This window comes from Pseudonocardia acidicola (assembly GCF_012911935.1).
Lineage (GTDB): Bacteria > Actinomycetota > Actinomycetes > Mycobacteriales > Pseudonocardiaceae > Pseudonocardia > Pseudonocardia acidicola.
In genome coordinates, this window is the sequence record NZ_JAAXLA010000061.1 from 20,644 (window position 1) to 43,068 (window position 22,425).

Sequence of the window (22,425 nt, forward strand, 5' to 3'; positions counted from 1 at the left end):
CTCTCTACAGGAAGACACCCATTCGAGTGAATAAAGAACTGATTGTGACTGCTGGGCGGGTTCTGGCTGCTCCAGATGGGGCTCCGCTTCACGATGGCGCCGTGCTCGTCGCTACGGACGGCACAATTTCTGCGATTGGCACCCAGGCTGAAGTCGTGCAGCTCGCGAGTCCGGATGTCGACCGGTGGGACTTTCCGGATAAAACGGTCCTACCGGGTTTGGTGAACTGCCACATCCACCTGGCGTTCGATGCCAGCGCTGACCCTGCGGCCACGCTGCGCAATACCGATGATGTCGCCCTGCTGGCGGCCATGACCGAGCGCGCCGGGCAGCTCTTGGATGCCGGGATCACCACTGCGCGCGACCTCGGGGACCGTGGTGGGCTCGCCGCCCAGCTCCGGAACGCGATCGGCGCCGGCACTGCGGCCGGGCCACGGATCCTGACCGCCGGAGCGCCGCTCACAGTCGTGGGTGGGCACTGCTGGTTCCTCGGTGGCGAGGTCACTGGCGATGCCTCGATCCGGGCCGCAGTCGCCGATCACGCCGCCTATGGGGTCGACGTGATCAAGGTGATGGTCAGCGGGGGGCACATGACCCCGGGCGGGGCGGCCATGTGGGAACCGCAGTTCGATGCACGGCAGCTCGAGGTCGTAGTGGACGCTGCCCGGGAGGTCGGCCTGCCCGTGGCCGCCCACGCCCACGGCACGGACAGCATCATCGCGTGTGTCGAGGCGGGTGTCGACACGATCGAGCACTGCACCTGGCTGGTCGGACATCCGGCCGAAGGGCGCTACGGAACCCCCGACCACGTCGCCGAGATGATCGCGGCCGCGGGCATCTACGTATGCCCGGCCCGCAGCAGCAACTGGGAGACGTTCAAGCGACTCGACTCCCTGCTCGATCGGCTGGCCTGGATGGACCGTCACGGCCTCAAGGTGGTGGCCGGCACGGATGCCGGCGTAACCGGGTCCTTCTTCGATGACTTCGCCCGCTCCCTCGGGCTCTACGCCCGCGCCGGCTGGTCACCGGCTCGGGTCCTGGCCATGGCCACCACTGAGGCCGCGGCCGCGATCGGGCTCGCCGACTCGATCGGCCAGCTGAAGCCGGGCTTCAGCGCCGATCTGATCGCGGTGGACGGTGACCCGCTGGCCGACCTCGACGCGCTGGGCCGGGTCCGTTTCGTACTCGCCCGCGGCCGCGTGCATCTGCCACCGGCTGCGTCGGGTAGTCAGCAGCACGCCGCCGCGGGCGGGTAGGGTGGAACGATCGGGACAGTCCCTCGTCTAGGGGGAAGCCTGCTGGGCCCCAACCTCGGCTGTTGTCGTCTCCTCGAAGGCGATGACTCCGACCATCGCACTCGACGACGCCATCCACGAGCCAGTCGGCAGTGCCGGCCGTGACCCAGCCCGTGACGTCGCACAGCGCATGCTCGGCGTCGCTTGGCGTGCAAGGCGGCGGAAATCGCGCGGCACAGCGCTTCGAGAACTTTGGAAATCTCCCGGGAGTGGAGCTCGCTGTGCTTGCACGCTGCGCCTCGGACGTGGTCTCGCCGAACTGCCGAACGCGCCTGCCGCAGACCCCATCTAGGCAGATGAGGCGGTGCGTGTTCCTCGTAGCCCTTCTCCAACCACCGAGATGGGCGGCCAGCGATGCGCCCATGGCGCTTCGGCCTCGAGCTGGCCGGCCAACCCGAACAACGTGCGCTCTTCGCCGAGTCCTGCGACCGCCTGAACTCCGATGGGAAGACCATCGGACGTCCAGTGGAGAGGCAGGGAGATGGCCGGCTGGCCCGTGACATTCTGGAGTTGAGGAAAGGGCGCGAACGACCACATCCGTCGTCGAGTCTCGAATGGGTCTGCGCCAGGCGCGGTCACGAACGCCCCGATCGGAACGGGAGGCCGCCCGAGGGTCGGTGTCAGCATGACGTCTACATCTTCGTGGAACTGAGCAACTCGCCGGCTCAATTCCTGCAGATCCTGGACGGCAGTCAGATACTCGCCCCCACTTATCTTCTCTCCGCGCTGGGCCATGAGCCACACCAGCGGTTCGATCTCACGCTCCGTGGGCTCCCTGCCCTTGAGTCGGGCTGCGTCGCGGACGCTCGCAGCAACAGCAACCGCAAGCATGCGGGTGAAGTTGTCGAACAAGACGTCTTCATCGATGGAGGGCCGAGACTCAACCACCCTGTGTCCGAGAGACTCGCAGAGTGTCGCGGCGAGCCGCACCGCAGCGCGACACTCTTCATGCACCGCCTCCCCTCCATACGTCTGCTCGGTGAACGCGATCTTCAGCGAGCGGTCCAAGCGACCGGTTGCCTCGAGGAATGTCGTCGGCGGATTCTCGAACCAGTACGGCGCGCCCACGTCTGGACCATGTGTTGCGTCGAGGGCAGCGGCGCTGTCGCGGACGCTACGGCTGACGACGTGCTCTGCGACGAGTCCGCCCCAGACCTGGCCATAGCGAGGGCCGACGGGATTGCGGCCACGGCTCGGCTTGAGGCCGACGAGCCCGCAGCAGGAAGCCGGGATTCGAATCGACCCGCCGCCGTCGTTCGCGTGCGCGAGCGGAACGAGGCCGGCCGCGACCGCCGCGGCAGCTCCACCACTCGAACCGCCCGTCGACAGCTCTGCGTTCCAAGGATTCCGGGTCGCACCGAAGAGCAAGGGCTCCGTGGCAGGGCCAACAGCCATCTCGGGTAGGTTCGTCTTCCCGAGAGTGATGAGGCCCGCAGCCTTGTATCTCCTGGTCAACTCGGCGTCCTGGGTCGACACGTTGCCGTCGAGGAACCGGCTGCCTGCCCGATAGGGCTGGCCCGCGTACTCGGCGAGCAAGTCCTTGAGGAGGAAAGGCACGCCGTGGAACGGCGCTGACGACGTGCCGGCACGTCGCGCGGTCTCCAGCCCTTCGTCGAACATGCGGTGGATGACGGCATTGATCTTCGGGTTCAGCGCCTCGATGTTGTCGATCGCCGCCCGAACCATCTCCTCGGGAGTCGCCTCACCTGCACGGACGAGCTCGGCCTGACCAACTGCGTCCAACTCAGGGGCTACCGACACGCCTCGACGACCTCCTCGGGCTTCGTCCTGCCGTTGGCGTCGCGGATGTGACCCCGCCACGTACCGAGGACGCTAGGCGTTCGAGTCCACAGGATCGATGGGCAGACAGTGAGCAGGTACGCGCCCGAATTCGACATCTGCTCAATGCGGGTCTCTCGGAGCTGGCTGTGAACCGCGACGGGTGACGCGCAGCGACCCGTGCTACCGACCCGGCCCGCGCTCGCCTGACCAGGTTGCCGAGCTCACCAGATGTATCGGTCTGCTCCTCGGGTACGAGGCCACGCAGAACAACCCGCGCCCCAATTCCGTCCACCCTCCGGACAGCAAGTGCACAACCGACTTCCGCCAAGGCTGTGGACCTGCCGCTTGTGACCGGCGGAGCCGACGTCTGTACTGAGTTCTCCCCGGTCGGTGTGGGCCAGGTCACCGGCGCGCCCGGCCTGGCGCTACGGTCGCCCGCTCACCGGCAGTCGAGCAACCAGGAAGGACACCAAATGACGTGGCGAGTTGGGATTGACATCGGGGGGACGTTCACTGACGTCGTCGCAATCGAGGAAGAGACCGGACGGCGCGTCTACGAGAAGGTCCCGTCGACGCCGTGGGACCCCTCGAAGAGCTTCGCGAACGGCCTCGGCGGTCTGGCGGAGCACGGAGTCAGCGCCGACGAAACAGCCATGGTCATGCACGGCACCACCGTGGCGACGAATGCGATTCTCGAGAGCAAGTACAGCGAGGCCGGGCTCATCGTTGCTCACGGGCACCGTGAGGTGCTCGAATGCGCCCGGCAGACGGTGCCGGGCGGCTTCGGCAACATCGCTTACTGGGAGAAGCCGCCCCGCGTGGTGCCTCTCGAGCTCGTGCGGGAGGTGAAGGGGCGCATGGCCCACACCGGGAGCGAAATGGTGCCCCTCGACTCCGACTCGGTGCGCGCGGTCGCTGAGGAGTTCAAGGCCATGGGCATCGAGGCAGTGGCGGTCTCGCTGCTCAACAGCTACCGAAACCCCGTCCACGAGGAAGCTGTCCGCGAGATCTTCGGAGAGGTCTACCCGGAGTGTTACCTCACCCTCTCGTCGGAGCTGAGCCGCGAGTACCGCGAGTACGAGCGGACGCTGAGCACCTGCCTCAACACCGCCCTGATGCCCGCGCTCACGCGCTACGTGAAGCAGTTGTCGGTGGCGATCGCCCAGAGCGGCGGCAAGTCCGAGCTGTTCGTCATGCAGTCCAACGGGGGCCTCGTCCCCGACGCCGACATCGCGACCCAGCCCATCAAGGCGGTGCTCTCCGGCCCGGCTGCGGGAGTCCTGGCCGCCTGCACGTTCGGCCAGGTGGCGGGCGAGCCGGATCTGATCACCCTCGACATGGGCGGTACCAGCACGGACATCTGCCTGATCGAGAACGGACGGCCACACATGCTGGCCGAGGGGAAGATCGAGCACTACAACATCAAGACACCGATGGTCGACATCACGACGCTCGGCGCCGGAGGCGGCTCCATCGCGTCGATCGTCGGTGACGACTCACTGCGAGTGGGTCCGCAGAGCGCCGGCGCGAGCCCCGGCCCGGCCGCCTACGGCAAGGGCGGCACGCTGGCGACGGTGACCGACGCCCACGTCGTCCTCGGCCGCATCCCGGAGGCCACCCTCGGCGACGGGTCGATCACGGTCGACCGCGAGGCCGCGCGCAAGGCCATCACCGAGAACATCGCCGACAAGCTCGGCGTGACCCCGGAGGAGGCAGCACTCGGCATCCTCCGACTCGCGAGCGAGAACATGGCCCGAGGCATCAGCCTGACCAGCGTCGCCCGCGGCCGCGACCCGCGCAAGTTCACCCTCTTCCCGTTCGGAGGCGCCGGCGGCCTGCATGCCTGCAGGTGCGCGGAGATCATGCAGACCGGCAAGGTCCTGGTGCCGCTTGCCCCCGGCCTCGCCTGCGCAGAGGGCCTGCTCATGACCGACCTCCGTACCGACGCCGTCTACACCTACGTGCGTCGCGAGGACGAGATCGACTTCCCCGAGCTTCAGCAGGCGTACCGCAAGATCGCGGAGGAAGCGCTCGCGGCCGCCCGTCGCGAAAGTGTCGACCAGCAGCGGATCGGCGTGGAGACTTTCCTCGACTTCCGCTACAGCAGCCAGGCGTACGAGATCCGTGTGCAGGTCGACTCCCACTACGACGGGGACCCCAACGAGCTCTCCGAGGAGGCCTGGCAGAAGGCGATCGAGCAGTTCCACGCCGCTCACGAGCGGACCTACGGGTACTCGTACAAGGGGCAGGATCCCGTGGAGATCGTCGCGCTCGCGGCGGCCGGGATCGGGGAGCTCAGCCGGCCGCCCATCAACGAGATCGCCGCCAAGCACACCACCTGGGCCGGCGCGAACCTCGGTGACACGCAGGTCTACTTCGAGTCGAAGGCCGGTCACGACGGCGGCTGGGTCTCGACCCCCGTCTACCCGCGTGATGGTCTGCCCGTCGACCTGCCGACCTCAGGACCGGCGATCGTGGTGCAGGAGGACTCGACGTTCGTACTGGAGCCGGGCTGGTCGATGACCGTGGACAAGAACGGCCAGATCCTCGCCACCCGCGACTGACCTGACGCCTCGAACGGAGACCCGACATGACTCAGGAAATCACGCACTTCACGATCGACATGACGCCGTACGAGGACCGCACCCAGTTCGAGCCCATGCGGCTCAAGAGCTGGCCGCGCGACGACGCCGCGTGGGAGCGGGTCCAGAAGCTGAAGCCGACGCTCGACTCCCTCACGGTCGACGTCATTGGTGGCGCGCTCCAGTGGGCCGTCGAGGAGGGCGAGGCTGTCGTCGAGCGGATGGCGCGCAGCAGCATCATCCGCGAGCAGCACGACTACCGCGCCTCGATCAACTCGATCGACTGCGACAACGTGACCACGGTGTCGTGGGCCGCGACCGCAGACCCGATCCGCGACACCTACGCTCTCGACGAGATCCTGCCCGGTGACGTCTACATTTACAACGACGTCCATGGCTCGTGCGCCACGATCGGACACCTGCCCGACTACTGCATCGTCATCCCGATCTTCGGAGAGGGCCGGCTCATCGGCTTCTCCCAGGTGTTCGGCCACGTCACCGACGTCGGCGGCGCCGTACCGGGCAGCTGGCCCATCCGGTCGACAAGCATCTACGAAGAAGGCACGATCTGCCCGGTCATCAAGCTGTTCGACGCCGGCAAGCTCAACGCGGACGCGCAGAAGATCATCTTGCGCAACAGCCGCTTTCCGGGCGAGCTCCAAGGCGACATCGACGGGTTCATCGCGTGCGCGCGGCTGATGGAGCGCCGGGTCCTCGAGCTCATCGACCAGTACGGCGCGGACGTGGTCGAGGCGGCGTTCTACGCGATCATGGACCGGTGCGAGAACGACGCTCGCGCGCACGCACTGCCGAACATTCCCGACGGGACCTACGTCGGCGAGGACTTCATCGAAGAAGACGGCATCTCCAACAAGCCGATCAAGATCAAATACACTATTCACAAGGACAAGGACCGCATGGTGATCGACGCCAGCGGGACCGGTCCGACGGCGGAAGGCCCGGTCAACTGGGCGATGGACGGCCGCCACTACATCAAGTGGCTCGGCGCGTTCCTCGCCGGCGAGGCGGGGCAGGAGATCCTCGTCAACGAAGGCATGGGCCGCGTGATGCAAATGATGATCCCGCCCGACACGGTGCTGTCGGCGAGGCATCCCGCACCTGTCGTCGACCGCATGGAATGCATGCTGGTGATGATCAACGCCTACACGGCGGCGCTGGCGAAGGCGCACAAGGGAAACGTCATCGCCGGCATGATGAACATCCAGCTCTACGGTATCTGGGGCCACGACGACGACGGCAACGAGTACCTCTACCGCGAGATTTTCGGGGCCGGCTCAGGCGCGCGTCCCTGGGCAGACGGGACAGACACCGTCGACCTCGTTCCCCATTCGAAGAACCTGCCGGCGGAGTTCATCGAGCAGCGCTACCCGATCGTCGTCGAGCGAGTCGGTCTCTACAAGGACTCCGGCGGCGCCGGGCTCTTCCGGGGCGGCCTCGGGTACCTCAAGGACGTTCGCTGCCTAGCGGACGGCTTCCTTTCGATCACCGCGTACCGCACCGTCTTCGGCCCGTTCGGCGTCAACGGGGGCAAGGCCGGCCTTCCGGGCGTGTGCTGGATCAACCCGGGCACACCCGACGAGGTCAAGCTGGTTCACCGCCAGCAGATGGTCCCGGTGAAGAAGGGCGACATCGTCCGCATCACGACCCCCGGCGGCGGCGGGTGGGGCGACCCGCTCAAGCGCGACCCGGAAGCCGTGCGCCTCGACGTCCAGCGCGCCCTGGTGTCCCCGGAGAGCGCACGTGACGAGTACGGCGTCGTTCTCGTCGACAGCGACAACCCTCGGCACCCCCTGGCCGTCGACGCCGAGGCGACTGCCGATCGTCGCCAGGAGCTCGCCGCCAACCGCGCTCCGCTGAAGCTCATCGAGCGCGGAGAGGCCTTCAACAAGATGGTCGAGGAAGGCCTCATCGAGGTCAGCGACTACGACGACCTCGCCTACGACGAGAACGGCAACCCGGTCGGCTGATCCTTCCCGCAGCGCCGGGGTGACGCTCAACCCACGTCCCCCGGCGTTGCGGCCTGCGCTTCTGCTTCCCCGCACATCTAGGAGTCACGATGAGTCAGCAGAACGTGCCTGCCGACCGACGGGTTCACGTCATCCCCGGCCTCGAGTCGTCGGTGGAGATGGTCATCGACCGCTGGGGCGTCACCCACATCTACGCCTCGTGCTCGCACGACGCGTTCTTCGCGCAGGGCTTCAACGCGGCGCGCGACCGACTGTGGCAGATCGACCTGTGGAGGCGTCGCGGCCTGGGGCTCCTGTCCGAGGTCTTCGGACCGCAGTTCGTCGAGCGCGACCGGGCCGCGAGACTGTTCCTCTTCCGCGGTGACATGCGCCAGGAATGGCTCGCGTACGGATCCGACACCAAGCGGATCGCGTCCGCGTTCGTCGCCGGCGTGAACGCCTACGTCGATCTGGTGTGTGCCTCCCCCGACTTGCTGCCGCCGGAGTTCCGCCGGCACGGCTATCTGCCGTCGCGCTGGCAGCCGGACGACGTCGCCCGCATCCGCAGCCATGGCCTCTTCCAGAACGTGCGTGAGGAGGTCGCTCGGGCGCGGACGATCAGGGACTACGGCGTCGCGGTCGAGGAGCTGCGGAAGGTGAGGGAGCCGTTCGTCCCATTGGCGGTGCCCGAAGGGCTCGACCTCGACGCGATCCCCGACGACGTGCTCGACGTCTATGAACTCGCGACGACGTACCCCGACTTCGACGACCCGGCCCACGTCCCGTCCTCCGAGGCGGTCCTGATGGAGGGCAGCAACAACTGGGTGCTCGGCGGGGAGGTGACGTCGACGGGTCGGCCCATCGTCGCGAACGACCCGCACCGCGCCCTGTCGCTGCCGTCGCTGCGCTACCTCGTCCATCTGAACACGCCCTCGTTCAGCGTGATCGGCGGCGGTGAGCCTGCGCTACCGGGGATCTCGATCGGCCACAACGGTTCGATGGCATTCGGGATGACGCTGTTCAGCGTCGACCAGGAGGACCTGTACATCTACGAGCTCGACCCGGAGGACCCGACGCGTTACCGGTATCTCGACGGTTGGGAGCGGATGCGGGTCGAACGGTGCCGGATCCCGGTCCGTGGGGGCGGCGACGTCGAGGTCGAACTCGTGTTCACCCGCCACGGGCCGGTCATCCGTACGACGGAGACGCACGCGTTCGTGGTGCGGGCTGCGTGGCTCGAGCCGGGCATGGCGCCCTACCTGGGCAGCGTGGACTACATGAGGGCAACGGACGTCGAGACCTTCAGCGCGGCCATGAACAGATGGGGCGCACCTGCGGAGAACCAGATCTACGCCGACGTCCTGGGGAACATCGCGTGGAAGGCAGCCGGGCTGACCCCGCGTCGACCGAACTGGGACGGAACGCTGCCCGTCCCGGGTGACGGCCGTTACGAGTGGGACGGCTTCTACGACGCCGACGAGCTCCCGGGAATCGACAACCCGGCCGTCGGCTGGTTCGCATCGGCGAACGAGATGAACCTCCCGCCCGACCATCCCGCGGAGAAGACGGTCACCCACGACTGGTATGCCCCGGCTCGGAAGCAACGGATCGACGCGGCGATCTCGAACGGCCTGGTCCGGTCGGTCACCGACGCTGCGCGGTTGCAGAGCGACGTGACGAGCCTTCCCGCGCAACGGATCCTTCGGGTCCTCGAGCGTCTCACCGACGGCGAGGCCACACGTGGTCTCGTGATGCTCCGAGGCTGGGACGGCGTCCTCGACGCGACGTCAGCGGCAGCCGCCCTCTTCGAGGTGTGGCACCGGCGCCACCTGCGGCCCGCGGTGCTCGCCGCGGCGCTGCGCCGGCTGTTGCCGGCGGCGGACGTCGACGATGCGGTGGCCCGGCTGCTGCCCGACGAGTCGCTGCTCGCCGACTCCCGGGTTCTGCTGAGTCTCGTCGAGCAGCCTGGCGACCGCTTGGGGCCGGACCCCGCTGCCACGCTGCGACAGGTCATGACGTCGTCGCTGGAGGCGGCGTACGCGCACTGCGAGTCGCTGCTGGGTGACGACGCGTCCACGTGGCGATGGGGGGACCTCCACGTCTCGGTGCTCCGTCATCCCCTCGGCCTTACCGACGAGCACACGGGCGAGGTTGTGAAGGTCGGCCCGGTTCCACGTGGTGGGAGTGGGGACACCGTGTGCGACACCGCCTACGACGCCGCCTTCGTGCAGACGGGTGGATCGACCTTCCGCGTGGTGATCGACGTGGGTGACTGGGACGGGTCGCTCGCTCTGAACTACCCGGGACAGTCCGGCGACCCCCGGTCGACGCACTTCGACGACCTGGTCGACGCGTGGGCGCACGGGCAGTACTTCCCCCTTCTCTACAGCCGTTTCGCCGTGGAGGCGGAGGCGGAGGCGGTGCTTGAGCTGCGGCCGCCTGGCTGACAACAGACGCGCAGCAGCTTATCGTCGCCGGGTCCTCCGTTACGTGATCCCCCCGGCCGGCCTCCCGGCACTCATCGCGAACAGAAAGCTGGCAGCATCGCGAGGCCGACGTACGTCAATGCCGGTGAGACTGCGGAGCCTCTCGAGTCGGTTCAGCACCGTGTTCCGGTGGCAATAGAGCTCGCTGGCAGTGCGGGAGACAGTGCCGTCGCCTTCACAGAAGGTCCGCGCGGTCTCAATGAGCACATCCGCGTCCTGGACGTTCTCCAGAGCGCACTGGATGCGGTCAGCAAGAGCCTGGGTCACCAATGGGGCCTGCGTCGCCGCGACGGAGAGCCACGCGTCCTCGAGCAGGCCCGGTGAGTCCCGATCCTCGGGCAGTGCTGCGAGGATGTCGGAGGCGATCCGAACCGCCCGGGGGACCTCGTCCAAGCCATGGGCCGCCGGAGCGATGGCGCAGCGGATCTCCGAGAGGCAGTTCATGACCCGCTTGTCCTGCTCCAGTGTGCTCTGAATGACGAGAAGGTCACCGCCCTCGACCTCTTGATAGTGGCAGGACCATCGCAGGGCCGTCAGGGCGTCACGTGCGTCTCGGAAGCGACCGGCGCAATCCCGGTGTGCGATTGCGACCCGGAACCGGCCGTCGGCCGGCAGTTGCAGCACATCCGCTGCATTCTGGACGACATCGGGTCGCTCGCCATTGCATTTCAGCAAGCGCCTGAACCATTCACGCCGCCGGTCGCCGGAAAGCCGGTCCAACTCGCTGGACCGTCGCCGATATGCCTCCGTGATGCGTTGCGTGTGGTCATCGACGATCGACCAGATCGCCGGAGCTTCGTGCAGCAGTGTTGCGGCTTCATCCTCGTCCGCCTCCGCCAGCATTGCCTCCCACACGATCTGGAAGTCCCGATTCGCGGCCGCCTGCACCTCACTGAGCGAAACGCCCTGCTCAGCGCGACGAACACCCACGCGGTATGACACCTCAGCGAGGTCCTTGCCCACCTCTAAACCGGCGATACGACGCCAGATGAGCTCGAACACCTCTAGCGCCTTCGCGTGAAGCTCGTCATGATCGACCCAGGAATCGCCGTACAACCCCGATTCCCGTAGCAGTACGAGCCAAGCGCGGTACTGCTCCTCGAGGCGGAGCAGGCAACGCCCAGCCACGGCCGCGCGGGCGGAGCTCGAGGACTCCTCTGTCGCGGCGGCGTGACCCACATCATCACGATAGGCGAATGACCCTGACGTCGGCATCGTCCGCCCGGCCCGAACTGTCGGCCTGCCGGTGCGCGGGCCGACTCCGGTAAGCACCGAGCCGCAGTCCACATCTGGCCTCATCGGTGGTGCGGCGCGCAAATCCACCCAACCCCGAGGCCCCGCCAGGCCACAGCACGCGGCTCCGCCACCGGTTTCCGCCCCGAGGTCGGCGGCAGCCCAAGACTGGTTCTGGCACGGTTTCCGTGAGTCTGACCGGTGGGGCTCAGTCGCTGAGCAGAATGCGTTTGCGGAGCAGGTCGGGCTTGGCGCGGCCGAACATCTGCCTCTTGATCATCTTTACTCGGTTGATGTGGCGCCGGCCGCCACCCGACCCCGACTGCGGCGATCATCGACTCCCAGTCGGTGCGCGGCGCGGACACCGTCCTGCGCCGCAGCCGGGGCTACGACGCGGGCAAGCAGCGGCGGGCGACAATGCGCCCGTAGCAGCCCATCTGTCGGTCCGGGGACGCCGCACCACGCCACCCCCGCGACGTGCATGGGCGACTTCACCCGGCGAGGTGGCGTTGACCTCGCATGATCGCCAAGGCTCCCGGGCGGGGCCGGCGGGTTCCTCATGGGCCGATTGCGGTCGGCGCGGGGCTGATGCGTCCGGCCCTACGCCGACCGCCAACGGCGTCAGCCCTGCAGTCCGGCGCCCTCCAGGAGCGTCCAGATCCGCGACGGCGACAACGGGGTCGTGGTCAGTCCGGCGGCGATCTCGGGCACCGCGTTCGCGATGGCGTTGCCGATCGTCGCCGCTGGTGGCTGGATGCCGCTCTCGCCTACGCCCTTGAACCCGCCGGTGATGATCGGACTCGGCGTGACGTGGTGCTCGATGGTGATGTCGGGGACGTCCTCGGACAGCGGGATCACGTAGTCCAGGTACGAGGTCGCCACCGGCTGTCCGGTCTCCGGGTCGAAGGCCGCCTCCTCCAGGAGCGCGATCCCGAGCCCCTGGGCGATGGCGCCGATGATCTGGCCGTCCGCGATCAGGGGATTGACCAGTACACCGCTGTCGTTGACCGTCCAGTAGTCCTCAACGGTCACCTTTCCGGTGTCCAGGTCGACGGCCACCGCGGCGCCGTGCGCCGAGTAGGCGTAGGCGATGCCGGGCGGGTCGAACGAGACCGTCTCCTCGAGGAGGATCTTGTCGGTCTCGCCGCGGCCCCAGCCCATCCAGCCCCGATGCGCCACCTCGCGCCAGGTGGCCTCCGCGCCGGTCGTGGCGGCCCGGAACACCGTTCCGTCCAGCTTGACGTCCTCTACACCGACCCCGAGGGTGCGCGCGGCGAGACCGAGCATCCGCTCGCGCATCGTTGCACCGGCGGTGATCAGGGCCGCGCCTGCCAGTGGCAGGGACCGGCTGGCCTGCGAGGAGAAGTTGGAGTACGGGGCGGTGGCAGTGTCGCCGAGCTGGACGGAGATTATGTCCAGCGGCACCCCCAGCTCGTCGGCGACGATCTGGGCCAGTGCGGTCTCGATGCCCTGCCCCATCGGCGTGACCCCGGAGAAGACGGTGACGGTGCCGTCCTCGTTGACCCGGATCGTGCCGGTCTCGTACCCGCTCCAATGGATCTGGAACATCTCCAGCAGCGCGCTGGGCGCGAAGCCGGTGATCTCGACGTTGCCGGTGACCGCAATACCGCGCCGGATCCGATCCGTGGACGGACGCCGCCGGGCCTCTCCCATCTCCACCGCCCGGCGCAGAACGGCTGGGTAGTCGCCGGAGTCGTAGGTGAGCATCGTGTTCGTGGTGAACGGCATCTGCTCGGGCTGGATCGTGTTGAGCAGCCGTAACTCGTTCGCGTCCCGCCCGAGCTCGCGGGCGGCCTCGTCGATGATCCGTTCCCGGATCCAGGCCGACTCCTGCATGCCGTAGCCGCGGTAGGCGCCGGTCGGAACGGCGTTGGTGAACACGGCGGTGACGGTCGCGCCCGCCGCGCCGAACCGATAGGGGCCCTCGACGGTCAGGGCGGCCACCTGGAACGGCCCGCTGCCTGCCGTGCTGAGGAAGGCGCCGACGTCGCCGTAGATGTGCACGTGCAGGGCGGTGAACCGGCCGTCGGCGTCGAGGCCGAGCCGGCACCGGGCTTGCTGGCCGCGACCCTGGTAGCTCGCCGTGAGGTTCTCGGTGCGATCCTCGATCCACTTCACCCGGCGACCCAGCACCTTGGCGGCCAAGCAGGCCATCGCCTCGTCGGCGTAGAGGGTGGTCTTGCCGCCGAACGCTCCGCCCACATCGGGCGCGACGACTCGGACCTGGTCAGCACGTAGCCGCAGACCGGCGGCCAGCTCCTGGCGCACCAGGTGCGGGACCTGCGTGCTGGCCCAGACGGTCAGCTGCTCTGTGCTCGGGATCCACTCGGCGAGCACGCCGCGGGGCTCCATCGAGCTCGGGTTGACCCGCTGCACGGCGAACTCACGCTCAACGACGTGCGCGGCACCAGCGAGGAGCGTGTCGAGGTCCTCGACGGGCGGGCCGAAATGGATGCCGCCCGCGACGTTGCTGCCGTGCTCCGGGTACAGCAATGGCGCGTCCGGGCCGAGCGCCGCCTCGATCCCGACGACGGCGGGCAGCGGGTCGATGTCGATCTCGACGAGTTCGGCGAGGTCCTCGGCGACGGCGCGGCTGCGCGCGACGACCACGCCGATGGGCTGACCGACGTAGCGCACGGTGCGGATGGCCAGCTCGACGGCTGCGAGGTGCTGGCCCGGGATCCGCCAGGTGGTGGGTAGCGGGTCGGTGAGCCGGCCGATCTCGTCGGGACCGAGCACGACGACCGCCTCGCCGCTCTCCCGGGCCGCCGTGGCGTCGAAGCGGGTGATGGTGCCGTGCGCGGCGGGGCTGCGGACGACCGCGGCGTGCAGTACCCCGGTCTCGTCGATGTCGTCGACGTAGCGGCCGTGGCCGCGCAGCATCCGGGCGTCGTGCAGACGCGGGATGCGCCTGCCGATGAGGGTCTCACCATTGTGGGTGCTCGTGGTGGTCATCGTCCGGCCTCCTGCCAGTGACGCTCGATCGCCGCGCGGATGCCCTGGTACCCGGTGCACCGGCAGACGTGGCCGCCGAGCACCTCGGTCGCGGTCTGCTCGGCCGTCAGGCCGTCGCGCTCCGCGGCGGTGACGCTCATCAGGATTCCTGGGGTGCAGAACCCGCACTGCAGGCCGTGCTCATCGCGCATCGCCCGCTGGAATCCGGAGAGCTCCCCGTCCTGTGCGAGACCCTCGACGGTCTCGATTCGGCGCCCGTCGGCCTGTACCGCGAGGAGCAGGCAGGAGCGCACCGGCACGTCGTCGACCAGTACCGTGCAGGCGCCGCAGACGCCCTGCTCACATCCGACATGGGTGCCGGTGAGCCCGAGGTCGTGGCGCAGGAAGTCGCTGAGCAGCGCGCGCGGCTCGGTGTCCGCCGAGTGCGTCACGCCGTTCACGGTCGTGGTCACGGTCCGCGTCCCGGCCGGGACCGGGGTCGTCGGTACGGTCATCGGGAGCCTCCCTGGTCGAGTCGGGCTGCGGCGCGGCGGATGACGGCGCGGAGTAGCCCGCGCCGGAACGAGGCGGTGCCGTGGATGTCCGAGGGCGGGTCCACCTCGGCGCTCGCGGCGGCGAGCACCTCGGCGAGGTCGCCGGAGAGCCGGCGGCCGACCAGTGCCGCTTCTGTGGTCGGCAGCCGCAGCGGTCGCTCGGCGATGCCGGCACCGGCCAGCCGGGCGGCGGTCACGACGCCATCCTCGAGCTGGACCCCGAAACACAGACCGACGAACGGGAAGTCGCCGTGCCGTCGGGCGACCTCCTCGAAGCAGAAGCGGAAGCCCGGGTGACGAGGGAACTCGACCGCGGTGAGCAGTTCCTCCGGCCGTCGAGTGGTGGTGAACACCGACTGGAAGAAGTCGGCGGCCTCCTCGGTCCGGCTACCGTCACGGGACCGCAGGTGCAGGCGAGCGTCCAGCGCGACCGCGACGGCGGGTAGCTCAGCGGCGGGATCGGCGTGGCACAGCGACCCGCCGAGGGTGGTCCGGTTGCGGATCTGCGGATGCGCAACCAACCGGATCGCCTCCGGCACGATCGGCAGTGCATCGAGGAGCACCGGGTCACGTTCCAGCGTCGACAGTCGGGCCATCGCGCCGAGTATGACCGAGTCGTCCGTGATCTCGACGCCATCGAGGCCGGGCACGCGGTTGATGTCCACGACGACGTCCGGCCGGGCCAGTCGCAGATTGAGCAGCGGGACCAGGCTCTGGCCACCGGCCAGCACGGTGGCGTCCTGGTCCGTCCGGGCCAGCAGTTCGACGATCTCGTCGAGCGTGCGCGGTTCCTGGTAATCGAACGCAGGAGGTTTCATACGATCTCCTCGCGAATGTGGTGGGCACACAGCGGCGGGTTGCACGATGGGGATCTCGCGAATAAGCCGAGGATTCCGAATAGTGTGGATACACTACTGCATACACTTGGCGCACTGTCAATCCCCGGATTCAACGGGTTCTGCTACGGTAATTCACGCATAGCAATTCGAGCGATGCCGACCCGCAACGTCGCGAAAAGGATCGCTCCCACCCCACGGCCGCTTGGGCGGCGTTCAATCACCGTGGTTCCGGCAGCACCCCCGCATCCGCGACGACAGGTGCGAGCTCCAGGGCGGATGGGATCTGCTGGACGGTCGTCGTCGCCGAGGAGACCACCGGGCTCCCTACGGCGTCCTGCATCAGCTGGATCGCAGCTGGCGACGCCATCCGCGCCGAGTCGAAGGCGAACCGCTCCGGGTGGGTGTGCTCCCTCGCCCGCAGCATCGCGGGGATCTCAGTTTCCATGGTGGTGCTCGAACTCGGGAGGAGCATCCCGATCCCATACGTGGTCATCCGGTCGCATCCCCCTCCCAGCCGGCGCCCGGGCCAGCGGTGTGGACGAGGTTCGTGGTGGTCAGCGCCGGCAGCGGCCAGGGCTCGGCGCGTTGCCAGCGGATTCGCGCGGGCCGCTCGAGACGGCCGTCCGGCAGAGACTTCAACTCGATGCCGACCCCCCGCGTGGCCAGGAGCAGGGCGTGGAATCGGTGGTCCGGCTCGCCCTCATGGACCAGCCCGATTGCGGCGTCGATGAGGTGGAACTCCAACAGCCGCCGGGTCAGTTCGGGATGCCGAGCGAGCATGGCGTCGAGGAACATCCGGTCGACGTGGGTGAAGTCCTCGGGCGCGTCGGGTCGCGAGAAGTAGAGCCGCTGGTGGCGATAGATCTTGAGGTGCAGTGAATGAGTGAGCTCGGCGGTGGCTGCCGGATAGTGGCGGATCGCCAGGTCGTGGAACCGGCGATGCGACTCCTGGAAGTCGCGGATCCGGTGCCGGTCGGCCTCCATGCTGTCCAGCTCCGAGCCCATCTTGGCCAGCTCGGTGTCGTCGAGTTCGGAGACGATCGCGGCGATGGTCGGCGGTTCGATGAGCAGACGGAGGGCGTAGTACTGCTCCACCTGCGCCACGTTCGTGGGGGCCACCTCCATTCCACGGTTGGCCTCGGACACCAGGAGGCCGTCGCCTTCCAGACGGTGCAGCGCCTCTCGCAACGGGGTCCGGCTGACCTGCAGCTCCGCCGCCAAGGCGCTCTGCGACATCCGAAATCCCGGCGCGTAGACGCCGTCGATGATCCGCTCCCACAACGTCTGGTAGATCTCCTCGACGGTGTTGCCGGGCCTGCGCACCGTCATTGCTTGATCCCGTCGTGGGCATCCAGCCGGATCGCGAACAGCTCGCTGAACCGCTCTGGGTCCTGGGCCGCGATGATCTCCAACTGCATCGCGTCGAGCAGGATGCGATAACCGCTGCGGGGTACCGTCAGCTCGAGACGCTCACCCTGTTTCGTCCACACCTTTCGGACCTGCACTCCGGTGAATTCGTTCCCGATGCCGAACGGCTCCCCGGCACGCACGATTCCCTCATCGGGACCCCCCACGCTCATGAACCCTCTCCCCTGCTCAGATCAGCCGACGCCGATGATCTCAGGCTCAGCGGCGTACGCCTGAGGCCGAACACCTGCCAGTACCGGGAGGGCGGTGCGCACCCTGTCCACCTCCGACAGCGCGAGATCGAGCACCTGCCACGCAGGCCCACCCACCCCGAGGTCGGCGAGCACCTTCCCCCACGGATCGACGGCGAGCGCATGCCCGAAGGTCTCGAACGCGTCGGTGCCGTCGTCACCGCGGACGGTGGCGGATGCGACGACGAAGGCCGCGCTCTCGATGGCCCGCGCCCGCAGCAGCACCTCCCAGTGCGCCGCGCCGGTCTTCTGGGTGAACGCGGCCGGCACCAGGATGACCTCGGCCCCGGCGAGCGCGAGACTGCGGTATAGCTCCGGGAAGCGGACGTCGTAGCAGATCGTGAGGCCGACCCGGACGCCGCCGATCTCGGCGATCATCGGTCGCTCGCCGGCCTGCTCAACCGACGAGGCCTCGAACGATTGTCCACCGATCCGGGCGTCGAATAGGTGGATCTTGTCGTAACCGCCTGCGACGGTCCCGTCCGGGCCGATGACGAGGGCGGTGTTGAAGATGCGGTCCTCGTCGTCGCGGCGTTTGAAACCGCCGAGGACCACCGTGGCCGAAGAGCTCTTCGCCGCAGCCCGCAACTCGTCGATCTCCGGCGAGTCGACGGACAGCGCGGCAGCCCGCATCTCGGTGTTGCTGCCGAGCATCAGGCCGTTCTCCGGGAGCAGTACGAGGTCGGCGTCCGGCCCGGCCTCGCCGATCAACCGGGTCGCGACGGCCAGGTTCGCCGCGACGTCGCGGGTGGGCCGCCACTGCGTGAGCCCCACCCGCAACCGCCGCTGCTCCGCCCTCTCACACACCGGCGGGCTGCCGTTCCGGCAGGAGCATGTTGACCACGGTCCAGCCCCCACCCGAGGCCTTCATGGGTTCGTAAGCGTAGACCTCACCGCGCACCCCGCCGCCGATGAGCCCGAGCATGATCAGCCAGTTCAGGAACTCATACTGGCCGTGGTCGAGCAGTGCGTAGGGCTCCAAGTTGCCCAGCTCCACGCCCTTGCCCGCGCGCAGCATCTCCAGCACGTAGCTGTCGAACTCTTCGTCCACGTGGCCGAACTTCCCCGGGTCGAGCCAGTGCGACAGGCCGCCGGTCGCCAGCATCGCCACCCGGCGCCCGGCCGACTCGACAACGGTCCGCAGCACCTCGCCGAAGGCCCGCGCCCCGAACGGGGAGAACCCGCGGGCGGGCTGGGTGATGATCGGGATGACGGGGATGTCCGGGCGCGGCAGTAGCAGACGCATCGGGACGATCAGCCCGTGGTCGAGGTCGATGCGGGTGGACTCCTCGACCTCGAGTCCCTCGGCCCGCACCGCGTCCACGATCGCGTGCGCGTAGCTCGGGTCGCCCTGCAGGGTCAGGTCCAGGTCGGGTCGCTTGAAGAAGGCCATCGACCCGGTGTGCGTCTCGCCGGTCCCGACCACGAAGGCGCCCGTGGAGAAGCTCTGGAAATGGCAGTCCGCCGTCACGATCATGATGTCGGGATTCGCGGCGGCGATGTCGCGGGCCAGCCGCTCGTACCCGGTGTTCAGCCGTGCCACGGCGTCGGCCGGGTCGATCTCGGGACGGGCCAGCAGGTCGGGCACGTGCGAGCAGCCGCCGGCGAAGACCACCTCCGCGGGCATGTCGGGGTCGGGCAGCGCGCCGCCCTGCTCGACGTGGAACCGGCCGGTGCTGGCCGAGTCGCCCAGGTCGTCGGCGAACCACCGGCTGACGAGGATGGTGATCCCGTCACCGAGGCCGGCCGAGCGCAACCGGTCCCGGTCGCCGCCGGCGATGACGGCCGCCCATTGGGTGTCCAGCCCGACCTCGGGCGCGACGCCGGAGGGGTCGCCGCGGAACCGCGCCAGCAGTTCGGCGTCGCCGGCCAGCGCCAGGATCGCGGTCTCGAGGGTCTTGGCATCCATCTCGCTCAGTCCTCCACCAGCCGGCCGTCGCGCACGACCGCCACGTCGTCGATCGTCACGGTGCAGCTGTGCATCGGGATGTCCAGGTGCGCCGGCGTCTCCCGGTTGGCGAACCGATTGGACCCGGTTGACCACATGAAGTTGCCCGCGGAGGAGCGCAGCTCCTGGCCGTAGAGCGAGCGTGGTTCGTAGACCTCGAACGCGGACCAGCGCGCCACCGGGTGCAAGCCCCAGCCCATGTGCGAGAGCGCCCAGACCTCCGGGTCGTTCCAGCTGGAGAAGTAGTCGCGCAGCAGGAACGCTTCGGCCCCGCCGCTGATGTCGGTGATGAAGCCCTTCTCCACGGTCAGTGTGACGGGCTCGCGGACGTAGCGCTGCCACGGGATGAGCGCGTCGCCGGGCTGCAGCACGAGGGTGCCTTCGGCGGTGCGGTCGTGCGGGAAGCAGGCCACGAATCCGCTGGGCCAGTGGTCCCACCGGCTCGGTTCGTCGACGTAGCCCCACTGGTGGGTGACCGGCAGCTCCGAGCCGGAGATGTCGGCGGTCAGGTCGGTCCCGGCGGCGCTAGTGGCCCGCAACGTCGTCCCGGCCTTGAGGCGCTTACCACCCTCCTCCACGACCGAGCGCAGCTCGGCCGAGCCCATCAGCCGCTCGAGCACGTCGGGCGGCTCGGCGACGAAGAGCATCCGCTTGCCCGCTCCGGTGATCCTGGTGCGCACATCGGAGTGGATCAGCCCGCCCACGGTCACGTCGACGATGAGGTCGCACTCCCCGGCACCCGCGAGCAGGGCCGCGACCTCGCGTCCGTCGGCGGAATAGGGCGGCAGCATCGGGTTGGAGAGGCTGGACGCGGTGAGCACCAGCGCCCCGGCCCCGAGGTCGCGGGCCGCCGCCACCGCCGCCTCGACGTACTCGGTCTTCTGCCCCAGCTCACTGATCACGCCTACGGTCTCGTCGGGCTTGACCGCGCAGAGCCGGAACTGGTCCACGAACAGTTCCCGGAGAGTCTTCGGCATAGCCTTGTGTGTCCCTTCGTCGTTCGCTGCGGTCTAGAAGGTGGAGCGGATGGCGCCACCGTCGACGGCTAGCGCCGAGCCGGTGACGAACGCGGAGCGCGGGGAAACCAGGAACGCGACCGCGTCGGCGATCTCCTCGGGCTCGGCCCACCGGCCGAGCGGTATGTTCTCGACGATCTTGGCCAGCTCGTCGTCGCGCGAGGTGCCGTTGGCCGCGGCCTTCGAGTTCAGGATCGACTCCATCCGGCCGGTCCCCGTGGCCCCCGGCATGAGCTGGTTGACCCGCACCCCGTGCGGTGCGAGCTCGAGGGCCATCTGCTTGGCGGTGGCGGAGATCGCGGACCGCATGGCCGCGGACAGCACCCCGCCCGATGTGGGCTGGCGGACCCAGGTCGAGGTGAGGAAGACGATGCTGCCGCCACCCTGGCCGACCATCTGCCGGGCGGCGTCGTGCGCCAGTTGGACGACCGGGCGCACGAGCAGGTCGTAGGCGTCCGCCCAGTCCTGCGCGGTGGTGTCCAGGAACGCCGCGATCCGTGGTCCCGGGGTGTTGAGCACCGCGATGTCGAGCCGGCCGTGCGCCGCGACGACCGCAGGCACGAGCGCCTCGGTCGCCGCCGGGTCGGCCAGGTCGGCGGGGTGCGCGCTCAACGAACCTGCGACCGGACCGATCTCGGAGATCGCCGCGTCCACCCGGCCGGCGTCACGGGAGCTCAGCGCCACCGTGGCGGCCTCAGCGGCGAGCCGGTGTGCGACAGCGCGGCCGATGCCATTGCTGGCCGCGGTGACCAGCGCGACCTTGTCCTTGAGTTCCAGATCCACGCCTGCTCAATCCTCGATCCTGATCGCGTTCTCGGGGCAGCCCGTGGCCGCCGTTCGGGCCAGCTCGTCCTGACCATCCGGCACCAGGCCGTCGTTCAGGGCGGCGGCGTAGCCCCATTCGTCGAGCTTGAACACCGATGGGCAGGTGTCGGCGCAGGTGCCGTATCCGGAGCACTTCGTGGAGTCCACGTAGGCCTTCATGCGGGGTCTCCCGGGTTGTGGTGGTGATCGACCGGCCGCATGCGGTCGGCGACCTGGGATGGGAATTCGGTGACGACGGTGCGCGCGAGGGTGGCGGCGCCGTCGAGGAACGCGCAGGCGCCGCGGCGCGGCAACGCGGTGCCCCAGCGGGCCAGGTTCGCCGGTTCGGGGCCCGTGGCCCGGCCGTCGCGCAGCGCGCCCAGCGCGTCGCGGATCGAGGCGGTGCCCTTGACGCAGACCCCGCACTGCCCGGCCGACTCTCGCGCATACCAGGCCGCGATGTCCGCGGCGACCAACACCGGGTCCTCGTCGGCACCCAGCGCGGTGACCGCGCCGCAGCCCAGCCCGGAGCCGGCCGCGCGAACCGCGTCGTAACAGCACGCGACGGCGCCGCGCTCCGCGGCGAGCAGGCCGCCGAACCAGCCGCCCATCACGAACCCGACCGGGTCGCTGGTGAACCCGCCGCCGACAGAGGCGAACAAGTCGGCGACGGGAAGTCCGAACGGAACCTCGTAGACCCCGGGACGCACACACGCGCCGCTCATAGTGAGCAAGGTGGTCCCCGGCGAGTCCGGCGTGCCGACGGCTCGATAGGCCGCGGCGCCGTGCCGGGTGATCCACGCCGCATGCGCGAGGGTCTCCACGTTGGACACCAGTGTCGGCGTCCCGTCCACGCCGCTCTCGTGCGGACGCGGCGGCTTGGCCAGCGGCAGCGCCGGTCCCCCGCTGATCGAACGGCAGGCTGCGGTCTCCTCGCCCGCGACGTAGCTCGGCTCGACCACGTGCACGTCGACCCTGACGCCGGTGGGAAGTGCCGCGGCGCCGCGCAGCTCGTCCAGGGCGTTCAGGGTCGCGGCCACCGTGTCGGGGTGCGCCAGGTAGAGCACCGCTCGATCGGCGCCGACCGCGCGGGCCGCGAGGAACAACCCGTCGAGCACCAGGTGCGGGCGGTGGGTGAGCAGCCAGCGGTCCTTGGCCGACGCCGGCTCTCCCTCCTCGCCGTTGGCGACGACGACCTTCGACCCCGTTGCTGCGGCGACCGCGGCCCACTTGACGTGTGCCGGGAACGCCGCCCCGCCGCGGCCCCGCAGGCCCGCGCCCTTCAGCTCGGAGATCACGTCCGGGC

General features: G+C 69.0%; 18 protein-coding genes. 4 read left to right on the plus strand and 14 right to left on the minus strand.

From position 1 onward, the window contains the following. Window positions 1-26 precede the first annotated feature (26 nt). Window positions 27-1,256, plus strand: coding sequence for an amidohydrolase family protein (locus HF526_RS25500; RefSeq protein WP_169384101.1), 1,230 nt, complete (start codon window positions 27-29; stop codon window positions 1,254-1,256). 327 nt (window positions 1,257-1,583) lie between these two features. On the opposite strand, the gene HF526_RS25505 is transcribed toward HF526_RS25500, so the two are convergent. Beyond that, window positions 1,584-3,056, minus strand: a complete 1,473-nt coding sequence (locus HF526_RS25505) for an amidase (protein ID WP_211177787.1) — start codon at window positions 3,054-3,056, stop codon at window positions 1,584-1,586. A 494-nt stretch (window positions 3,057-3,550) separates the two neighbouring features. Between HF526_RS25505 and HF526_RS25510 the strand changes: the two genes are divergently transcribed. From HF526_RS25510 to HF526_RS25520, 3 genes are all read left to right on the plus strand, one after another. Continuing rightward, window positions 3,551-5,641, plus strand: coding sequence for a hydantoinase/oxoprolinase family protein (locus HF526_RS25510; protein WP_169384102.1), 2,091 nt, complete (start codon window positions 3,551-3,553; stop codon window positions 5,639-5,641). A 95-nt stretch (window positions 5,642-5,736) separates the two neighbouring features. After that, window positions 5,737-7,647, plus strand: a complete 1,911-nt coding sequence (locus HF526_RS25515) for a hydantoinase B/oxoprolinase family protein (protein WP_239029142.1) — start codon at window positions 5,737-5,739, stop codon at window positions 7,645-7,647. Window positions 7,648-7,736: 89 nt separating this feature from the next. Then, window positions 7,737-10,073 carry a penicillin acylase family protein gene (locus tag HF526_RS25520; RefSeq protein ID WP_169384104.1) on the plus strand — a complete coding sequence of 779 codons (2,337 nt, stop codon included), beginning with the start codon at window positions 7,737-7,739 and terminating at the stop codon, window positions 10,071-10,073. Window positions 10,074-10,112: 39 nt separating this feature from the next. Here HF526_RS25520 and HF526_RS37095 read toward each other — a convergent pair whose 3' ends face one another. The 13 genes from HF526_RS37095 to HF526_RS25585 form a co-directional block, all read right to left on the minus strand. Beyond that, window positions 10,113-11,411: a PucR family transcriptional regulator gene (locus HF526_RS37095; RefSeq protein WP_476705403.1), complete on the minus strand. Its 1,299-nt coding sequence runs from the start codon at window positions 11,409-11,411 to the stop codon at window positions 10,113-10,115. 555 nt (window positions 11,412-11,966) lie between these two features. Continuing rightward, window positions 11,967-14,321: a xanthine dehydrogenase family protein molybdopterin-binding subunit gene (locus HF526_RS25530; protein WP_169384106.1), complete on the minus strand. Its 2,355-nt coding sequence runs from the start codon at window positions 14,319-14,321 to the stop codon at window positions 11,967-11,969. Further along, window positions 14,318-14,815, minus strand: a complete 498-nt coding sequence (locus tag HF526_RS25535) for a (2Fe-2S)-binding protein (protein WP_169384107.1) — start codon at window positions 14,813-14,815, stop codon at window positions 14,318-14,320. Before HF526_RS25535 ends, HF526_RS25530 begins: the two co-directional genes overlap by 4 nt. Next, window positions 14,812-15,672 (minus strand): FAD binding domain-containing protein, encoded by an 861-nt coding sequence (locus HF526_RS25540; RefSeq protein WP_169384108.1) that lies wholly within the window; start codon window positions 15,670-15,672, stop codon window positions 14,812-14,814. Before HF526_RS25540 ends, HF526_RS25535 begins: the two co-directional genes overlap by 4 nt. A gap of 238 nt (window positions 15,673-15,910) precedes the next feature. Further along, window positions 15,911-16,186: a hypothetical protein gene (locus HF526_RS37640; protein ID WP_476705402.1), complete on the minus strand. Its 276-nt coding sequence runs from the start codon at window positions 16,184-16,186 to the stop codon at window positions 15,911-15,913. After that, on the minus strand, window positions 16,183-17,022 hold the full coding sequence (locus HF526_RS25550; RefSeq protein ID WP_169384109.1) for a GntR family transcriptional regulator: 840 nt from the start codon (window positions 17,020-17,022) through the stop codon (window positions 16,183-16,185). The genes HF526_RS37640 and HF526_RS25550 overlap by 4 nt, the downstream gene beginning before the upstream one ends. Next, window positions 17,019-17,273, minus strand: coding sequence for a hypothetical protein (locus tag HF526_RS25555; RefSeq protein ID WP_169384110.1), 255 nt, complete (start codon window positions 17,271-17,273; stop codon window positions 17,019-17,021). Before HF526_RS25555 ends, HF526_RS25550 begins: the two co-directional genes overlap by 4 nt. A 21-nt stretch (window positions 17,274-17,294) precedes the next feature. Next, window positions 17,295-18,158 (minus strand): nitrilase-related carbon-nitrogen hydrolase, encoded by an 864-nt coding sequence (locus HF526_RS25560; RefSeq protein WP_169384111.1) that lies wholly within the window; start codon window positions 18,156-18,158, stop codon window positions 17,295-17,297. Further along, window positions 18,151-19,260, minus strand: a complete 1,110-nt coding sequence (locus tag HF526_RS25565; protein WP_169384112.1) for a DODA-type extradiol aromatic ring-opening family dioxygenase — start codon at window positions 19,258-19,260, stop codon at window positions 18,151-18,153. Before HF526_RS25565 ends, HF526_RS25560 begins: the two co-directional genes overlap by 8 nt. A gap of 5 nt (window positions 19,261-19,265) precedes the next feature. Continuing rightward, window positions 19,266-20,276, minus strand: a complete 1,011-nt coding sequence (locus tag HF526_RS25570) for a 2,5-dihydroxypyridine 5,6-dioxygenase NicX family protein (RefSeq protein WP_169384113.1) — start codon at window positions 20,274-20,276, stop codon at window positions 19,266-19,268. Between the two features lie 33 nt (window positions 20,277-20,309). After that, a complete protein-coding gene (locus HF526_RS25575) occupies window positions 20,310-21,098 on the minus strand; it encodes an SDR family oxidoreductase (RefSeq protein WP_169384114.1) in 789 nt (262 codons plus the stop codon). Window positions 21,099-21,104: 6 nt separating this feature from the next. After that, on the minus strand, window positions 21,105-21,299 hold the full coding sequence (locus HF526_RS25580; protein ID WP_169384115.1) for a ferredoxin: 195 nt from the start codon (window positions 21,297-21,299) through the stop codon (window positions 21,105-21,107). Beyond that, a partial coding sequence (locus tag HF526_RS25585) for an NADH-ubiquinone oxidoreductase-F iron-sulfur binding region domain-containing protein (protein WP_169384116.1) occupies window positions 21,296-22,425 on the minus strand: 1,130 nt, incomplete at its 5' end. The genes HF526_RS25585 and HF526_RS25580, both read right to left, overlap by 4 nt.